This window comes from Aetokthonos hydrillicola CCALA 1050 (assembly GCF_017591665.1).
Taxonomy (GTDB): Bacteria; Cyanobacteriota; Cyanobacteriia; order Cyanobacteriales; family Nostocaceae; genus Aetokthonos; species Aetokthonos hydrillicola.
In genome coordinates this window covers 3,509-9,815 of record NZ_JAAKGC010000149.1, presented here as the reverse complement: position 1 = coordinate 9,815, position 6,307 = coordinate 3,509, and the positions used below count along the sequence as shown (strand labels likewise).

Genomic DNA, 6,307 nt, shown 5'->3' with positions numbered 1-6,307 from the left:
AAACAAATCACCGAGACATAAAGAATTTGGAAGATTTGGGGGAAGGAAGTCATGACCATGCAGCTTAAAGTGCTGTCAGCTTAAGCAACCCAATTGTTAGGACAAGCGGTTCCAGAAATATTTGTTACCTTGGATCAAGGGGATGGTTATCCTGCTGAGCGGGCTATATTGTTCAAGTCTATCAGAGATGCTGGAGTGAAAAACTTCGAAACTATCACTGGTGATCTCCATACTTTTGTTGCAGGTTATCAGAGAGTTGACTTTGAGAATCCTTCAGATCCACCTGTTGGTGTAGAATTTGTAGTTGGATCAACAACATCCTCTAATTTTGCAGAGCAAGGTGGTCCTAGTTCCCTGGGTGCGACTCTCCCACCCATCGATATAATTACTCAGGTAGTCAGAGCTAGTAATCCACATATTCAGTACTTCAACTCTGCTACTCATGGCTATAACCTAGTAGAAGTAACTCCACAGGCATTAACTTGCACATTAAAGGCTGTTAGTGATATTACGAAACCTGGGGCAAATCTTTCAATCCTCAAGGTTTTTCGTGTGTTGAAGGATCAAGTTTCAATTCAAGAGATAACGTAGTCAACTAGCTACTGAATATGGATATACTTTTCGACATGGAAACGCAGGATCCTGATGATATTTTCACCTTGTGTTTCCTGTTGGGACACCCCGGACTAACCTTACGAACTGTTACGATTAACCCCGGTTCTTTAGAACAGGTAGGGTTAGTCCGAGGAGTTTTAGAAAAGTTGGGGCGTGGAGATATCCCTGTTGGTGCTCGTAACCCACAGACAACGAGCAAATGCATCTCCGATTTCCACTACAGTTTCTTGGGGCAGCCGACTCCTGATGAGCCAGATGCTGTTGCTCACGAGTTGCTAGCGCAGATGCTGAGCGACTACCCGGATGCGGTATGGTTAACCGGAGCACCGCTGCACAACGCCAGGCTATTGCTTGCCAATCACCCGTCGGTGACGATCCGCAGATGGGTGGGACAAGGGGGTTTTGCAGGGGATAGTTTGGTTCCACCCGAACACCGTCTACCCCAGTTTGTTGGAAGGGAAACTTGTGTCAGCCACAATCTGAGCGTAGATCCGAAAGGAGCTTTTTCCCTGCTCAGGAGTGAGCGGGTTTTGTTACGAGACTTGGTTTCCAAGAACGTGTGTCATGGGGTGCGCTATGATGCTGCGATGAGCGATCGCATGGCACCGTATCGGGATATTAGTCCAAGCTTGGCGTTGATTTATACTGGAATGGAGTGCTATTTTCGGGAAATTCCTGAAGGAAAAATGTTTCATGATCCACTAGCAGCCTGTGTTGCAGTGGATCGTAATATCGCCACGTTTGAAGAAGTGGAGATCTACCAAGAACGAGGGGAGTGGGGAGCTAGGCGAGCAACCGGAACCAACACATTCATTACAGTGGCGGTCGATCATGAGCGTTTTTTCCAAACATTAGTTATGCACTGATTTGACTTACTGTCAATACAACAAGCATCTCTACTGAAAACTTGCAGCTAAAATGACAACTGCTGGGATAATAATGTTATCCACTTCTTTTGGACTTGATGCTTCAACAAGTGTGGCGACTAAAGCCATCAGTAAAATCCTCGCTAGATTTAATTCGGTTGGTAATATAAGCCAGACAAAAAAGACGCTAGCAGCAAAAGCGAAAATCAACATCGAGAGGCTTCCTTCAACGCTTTTGTCGCTGAAAATTTTGTACTTCCATCGCCCATATCGAGAGCCGACTATCGGCGCAACTCCGTCACCCCAGCCTAAGCACGCCATTGCGACAATTCCTAGAAAACTTTTGTACAAAAACGTACCGCAAATAGTTGCTACAATTACGAAGTAAAGTGGGCCTTTAAGAAGTTCACTCCTATCACCTGTACGGGTCATAGTTTTTACTGCTTCGTCATCTGGGCTAGCAAAAAGCCCTTTCTGCACAAGAAGGACGATCCACACTACAAAAATCGTCACATTCAAGTACTTCGACCAATGTAAATCGTTATAAAGTGGTAAAAATCCAATAAGCGAGCCAGCACCAATATGAGTAATTTTACGGCTAATATCCTGCGGTAAACTAGAGCGTGTGACGAAAAAATTCAACAGCGCCACTAGCCCAAATACGTAAACGAAAGTCAACGCTGTCACTATGAGATTTCCCACAAATGGGCTGATACCTAAAGCGGAAGATAACATACACTCACCAGCTACTCGTCTAGTCAAGTCTTAATCAAGAAAAAAAGTGTTAGCTTATGCAGTCTCAAGTTGTTTTTGGAAATGCCCATGTTGATGGCGCAAGTCGCTGGGGTTGGTTTGTTGGTCACTTTATCACCCCAAACACGAATCCCCGTTCTACAACGGATGTAGAAGTAAAATGGACTGTCCACAAAGCAGGAGACATGAGAAAAGAGTGGGCAATGAACGCAGAAGCAACAACACTTTCTATTCTCATTAAAGGAAGATTCCGTCTCGAATTCCTAGATCAAGAAGTTGTGCTGTCTTCCGAGGGAGATTATGTTATCTGGGCTCCTGGGGTGTCTCATTGTTGGTTTGCTGAGTTAGAATCGACTATCTTAACTGTAAGATGGCCTTCAAAGCCAGGTGATAGTATTACGACGAGTTCCTGAATTTGGGCGGGGCGATCTCATCTCACAACTACCCATAAGGCCCGTTGTGCAATACTTGAGCTAAGGCGTTATTATTTTCTCGCAAACCCTCATAGAAAAAGAAAACTTCCCCTAAGATGCCACAAGTACGATTGTACTCAATTGCCTGCATTAGGTGATCTGGGCTGATTTGGTAAGAACCACTCTTGATAAGAATTCCTGGTGCTAATTTCGAGAGCGTTTCTTTGGTGAACTGCTCGTTAACCAGCCTGTCAACAACTGCTTTGTAACTTTTAAAGTCGCGTCGGTAAATCAGCGGATGAATTATATCTACCAGTCCTCGTTCAAGCCAAGCCTTTGAGTCTTGTAGATATTCCTGAAGTGCCCAATCGTAAATATTAGGAGCCATTGACACCAGCAGGTTAGAATTAACTGCTTTAACTTCCTGATAGAGACGGGCTAAGAAGTCGGTTAAAATATCGGCACGCCAGTGCAACCATTGCCTATCCTTCGGGTTCTTCGGGGGATTTTTGCCGAACTGTTGGCGATAACGTTCCACAGTTTTAGAGTCATAACCACCTTCACTAGGTAAGGCTGGTAGACGGTCATCACCTTGAATGCCATCTATATCATAATTTTGCACTACCTCTAGTATTAAATTTATCATAAACTCTTGCACTTCGGGATCAAGGGCATTCAGCCACTCGAAACCATTTTTCTTTAGCAAATTACCCTGATAGTCACGAGCAGCCCATTGCGGTTTGTGTGCTAGGAGCCTACCACCGTTTAGATTATAGGAACTAGCGAATCCGTATTCAAACCATGGGATAATCTTTAAACCCGCACGCCGCGCTTCGACAATGACTTCCGCTAAAGGATCTCGCCCAACGTATTGAGGATCAATCTGTACACCAAAAGTCTGCAACATAACTTGGCTAGGGTACAATGTTGCTGCTTTGTTCCACACCACAGGAAAAATAGCATCAAATCCTACATCGGCGAGGAAGGTGATCGCTTCCCCAATGAAATATTTGGAATGAAGAACTCTACTATCTGTGGTAGTAATCCAAATGCCACGTATTTCTGCTTTTGTCATTAAATCTATATCTACCCAAAGAACAATTCAAAACCATGAATTATTAAGTAAATTTTTATTTATAAGCAAAGAACTTCTGATTAACATTTTTTTTAGGAGTTTTAATAATGTCTATCTTAGAAGGTTCTTGGCAAAATGGGTATATTAAGACAAACGGGATTACACTGCATTACGTGACTCAAGGGCAAGGCCCTTTGATGCTGATGTTACATGGATTTCCTGAGTTCTGGTACTCGTGGCGTCATCAAATACCAGAATTTGCTAAAGATTTTAAAGTCGTTGCTCTCGATTTACGGGGCTATAACGATAGCGATAAGCCACAAGATCAATCCGCTTATATGGCCGAATTTGTCAAAGATATTGAGGGAGTTATTAAGGGATTAGGATACGACAAGTGCGTTTTAGTGGGACATGACTGGGGAGGCGCGATCGCGTGGAATTTTGCCTATACCCATCCGGAAATGGTAGAGCAATTGATCATACTCAATTTACCCCACCCTGCTAAATTTGCTCAAGGTTTACGAAATCCTCAACAATTGTTGCGCAGTAGTTACATCTTCCTTTTTCAACTTCCCTGGGTACCAGAAATTCTCTTACAATCAGCCGATTATCAATTGGTTGAAAACACCCTCAAAGGTATGGCTGTTGAAAAAAGTACTTTCACGCAAGCGGATATAGAAGCCTATAAAAATGCGGTAGCTAAACGTGGCGCTTTGACAGCAATGCTTAGTTATTATCGTAACTTTTTTCAACAAAAATTATTCAAGGAAGATTGGCCTGTTCTAGAAGTGCCAACTTTGATGATTTGGGGAGAAAAAGATACTGCCTTAAGTAAGGAACTATCCTACGGTACAGAAGTCTATGTAAAGGACTTTCAAATCAAATATATTCCTAACTGTAGTCATTGGGTTCAGCAAGAAAAACCGCAGTTAGTCAATCAGTATATACGAGAATTCCTGGATACCAGAAGCTTGGTAGTAACTTAGCAACGTACCAGAAATTACACAAATTTAAAGACCCCATGAAGCCACGTAATGAGCAATGGACACTTAGTTTTGGGTGTATTGTAATAGGTGTTTTACTTACGACCAAAAGACTTGTAAGGTAAATCGACGCTGCTGAAATTACAACCAAACAAAACCACAATATAAAGAGGAGTTAAATAATGGCCTTTTTACCAAGTAAATGGCATAATATAAAGTGTGAGGAAAAGAACGGAAGCCACTTGAAAAGAAAGGGGGAAAGTATGAACCGTAAGCTTTTAGTTACTCTATCCTTAGTCACTCCCCTATTGTTTGCTAGCTCAGTTAGGGCTGGTAATCCGCAGCAAATACAAAAGCTGATTTCTACTGGGGAATGTGTCGGCTGCAATCTATCAGGAGCAAACCTCAGTGGCGCGCATCTCATTGGTGCAGATTTGAGAAAAGCGAATCTCCAAGGAGCAAACTTAACTGGGGCTAACTTAGAAGGTGCAGATCTAACTGGTGCTAATTTAGCAGGTGCGAACCTAACCTCAGCCTTTGCAACAAATGTCAATTTTAAGCAAGCAAATCTTGATAAAGTCAATTTCTCTCGCGCTCAAATCAATGACTCAAACGTCTATGGCGCGTCCATGAATAACTTGAATATCACTAATGCCAAAATATACAACACAGGTATTGGTATTGGTGGGGAAGACGCTAATATTCCTGACTGGAAGTAGTTGAGATTAGACTTAGAACAGAAAGGACTCTAGCAATTAAGTCGTAATTTGTGGGAATTAATGCAAAAAATAAGATTACGGCCTACCTTAGCGCTATGATTTTTGGACGATTGACGAGTTTGGGTACTGAGGGTACACATAGTAGGTTATAGCCTGGCAGTCAGTGGGAAATTATCACCTCAAGGCTATTGCTAGTTTTGTTGTGAGGTGATCGCCAGGCTAAAACAAACAGGGAGCATTCTAATTAAAAAAATAAATATATAGTGTAAATATCAGGTAAAATCGGCATTTAGTATTTACCTAAACTAGGAGGCGACCTGATTTTTGCCTGATTTTTAATTAAATGAGCAGGATTATTGGCAATTTTCGCGATTTTAGGATTGCTAATAGCCTCCTTGAAATACCAGTCAACCAAAAAAGGAACTGAGTATACTGATTTTTGTTCAGTTCCATGAGATACTGAGCGCTGACTTCCGACTCACCTTCTACCTTGCAGTTGATGAAGTCGTCGTTAAGGGTAATTATGGTTATAGATGGCTTGAGCCTTTTTGAACCCCGAACTCAGTTATGCTGATGCAGCAGCATGAATGTTTGTAACCCGGATTAAAATAATTCACCTGAGAAAATTACGGAAGTGGAAATGCAAGAATCACAATACGCAGAAACCAAATCTTCAGAGACAACGATGCCAGAAATAAACACCCAAACAGGAACAATAACCAAAATCCAGCCTAGTAGTCAGTCTCAAGAAGAATGGCTAAAGTATGGGGAGCAAGTTTCTAGCTTTTTATCGACATTACCTGAATACCTAGGGAGCCTTTTCAATCAATATAAACAGCCCCTTGTTACCCTTGGTTTAATAGTGGCAGCGGTTGTCACCGTC

At 42.3% G+C, this 6,307-nt stretch carries 7 protein-coding genes and 1 pseudogene; 6 read left to right on the top strand and 2 right to left on the bottom strand.

The features are described 5' to 3' along the window. Positions 1 to 93 precede the first annotated feature (93 nt). The gene (locus tag G4P69_RS33660) at positions 94 to 591 is read left to right on the top strand and encodes an alkaline phosphatase D family protein (protein WP_243903126.1); all 498 of its coding nucleotides are present in this window, start codon (positions 94 to 96) and stop codon (positions 589 to 591) included. 17 nt (positions 592 to 608) lie between these two features. Then, positions 609 to 1,481 carry a nucleoside hydrolase gene (locus G4P69_RS33655; protein WP_208354212.1) on the top strand — a complete coding sequence of 291 codons (873 nt, stop codon included), beginning with the start codon at positions 609 to 611 and terminating at the stop codon, positions 1,479 to 1,481. A gap of 30 nt (positions 1,482 to 1,511) precedes the next feature. Here the strand turns inward: G4P69_RS33655 and G4P69_RS33650 are convergent, their stop codons facing one another. Further along, positions 1,512 to 2,216: a diacylglycerol/polyprenol kinase family protein gene (locus tag G4P69_RS33650; RefSeq protein ID WP_208354210.1), complete on the bottom strand. Its 705-nt coding sequence runs from the start codon at positions 2,214 to 2,216 to the stop codon at positions 1,512 to 1,514. A gap of 56 nt (positions 2,217 to 2,272) precedes the next feature. On the opposite strand from G4P69_RS33650, the gene G4P69_RS33645 reads away from it, so the two are divergent. Beyond that, on the top strand, positions 2,273 to 2,647 hold the full coding sequence (locus tag G4P69_RS33645) for a cupin domain-containing protein (protein WP_208354208.1): 375 nt from the start codon (positions 2,273 to 2,275) through the stop codon (positions 2,645 to 2,647). A 28-nt stretch (positions 2,648 to 2,675) separates the two neighbouring features. On the opposite strand, the gene G4P69_RS33640 is transcribed toward G4P69_RS33645, so the two are convergent. Then, a complete protein-coding gene (locus tag G4P69_RS33640; protein ID WP_208354206.1) occupies positions 2,676 to 3,722 on the bottom strand; it encodes a glycoside hydrolase family 10 protein in 1,047 nt (348 codons plus the stop codon). Between the two features lie 107 nt (positions 3,723 to 3,829). Between G4P69_RS33640 and G4P69_RS33635 the strand changes: the two genes are divergently transcribed. The 3 genes and pseudogenes from G4P69_RS33635 to G4P69_RS39700 all read left to right on the top strand — a co-directional run. Then, positions 3,830 to 4,708 carry an alpha/beta fold hydrolase gene (locus G4P69_RS33635; protein WP_208354202.1) on the top strand — a complete coding sequence of 293 codons (879 nt, stop codon included), beginning with the start codon at positions 3,830 to 3,832 and terminating at the stop codon, positions 4,706 to 4,708. A 260-nt stretch (positions 4,709 to 4,968) separates the two neighbouring features. Further along, a complete protein-coding gene (locus G4P69_RS33630) occupies positions 4,969 to 5,424 on the top strand; it encodes a pentapeptide repeat-containing protein (protein ID WP_208354200.1) in 456 nt (151 codons plus the stop codon). Between the two features lie 640 nt (positions 5,425 to 6,064). Further along, positions 6,065 to 6,307, top strand: a pseudogene (locus tag G4P69_RS39700) (CAAD domain-containing protein); the annotation flags it as partial.

Excerpts from the sequence above, each read along its gene's own strand:
- G4P69_RS33655 (WP_208354212.1), top strand. The coding sequence starts at position 609 with ATGGATATACTTTTCGACATGGAAACGCAGGATCCTGATGATATTTTC.
- G4P69_RS33650 (WP_208354210.1), bottom strand. The coding sequence starts at position 2,216 with ATGTTATCTTCCGCTTTAGGTATCAGCCCATTTGTGGGAAATCTCATA.
- G4P69_RS33645 (WP_208354208.1), top strand. The coding sequence starts at position 2,273 with ATGCAGTCTCAAGTTGTTTTTGGAAATGCCCATGTTGATGGCGCAAGT.
- G4P69_RS33640 (WP_208354206.1), bottom strand. The coding sequence starts at position 3,722 with ATGACAAAAGCAGAAATACGTGGCATTTGGATTACTACCACAGATAGT.
- G4P69_RS33635 (WP_208354202.1), top strand. The coding sequence starts at position 3,830 with ATGTCTATCTTAGAAGGTTCTTGGCAAAATGGGTATATTAAGACAAAC.
- G4P69_RS33630 (WP_208354200.1), top strand. The coding sequence starts at position 4,969 with ATGAACCGTAAGCTTTTAGTTACTCTATCCTTAGTCACTCCCCTATTG.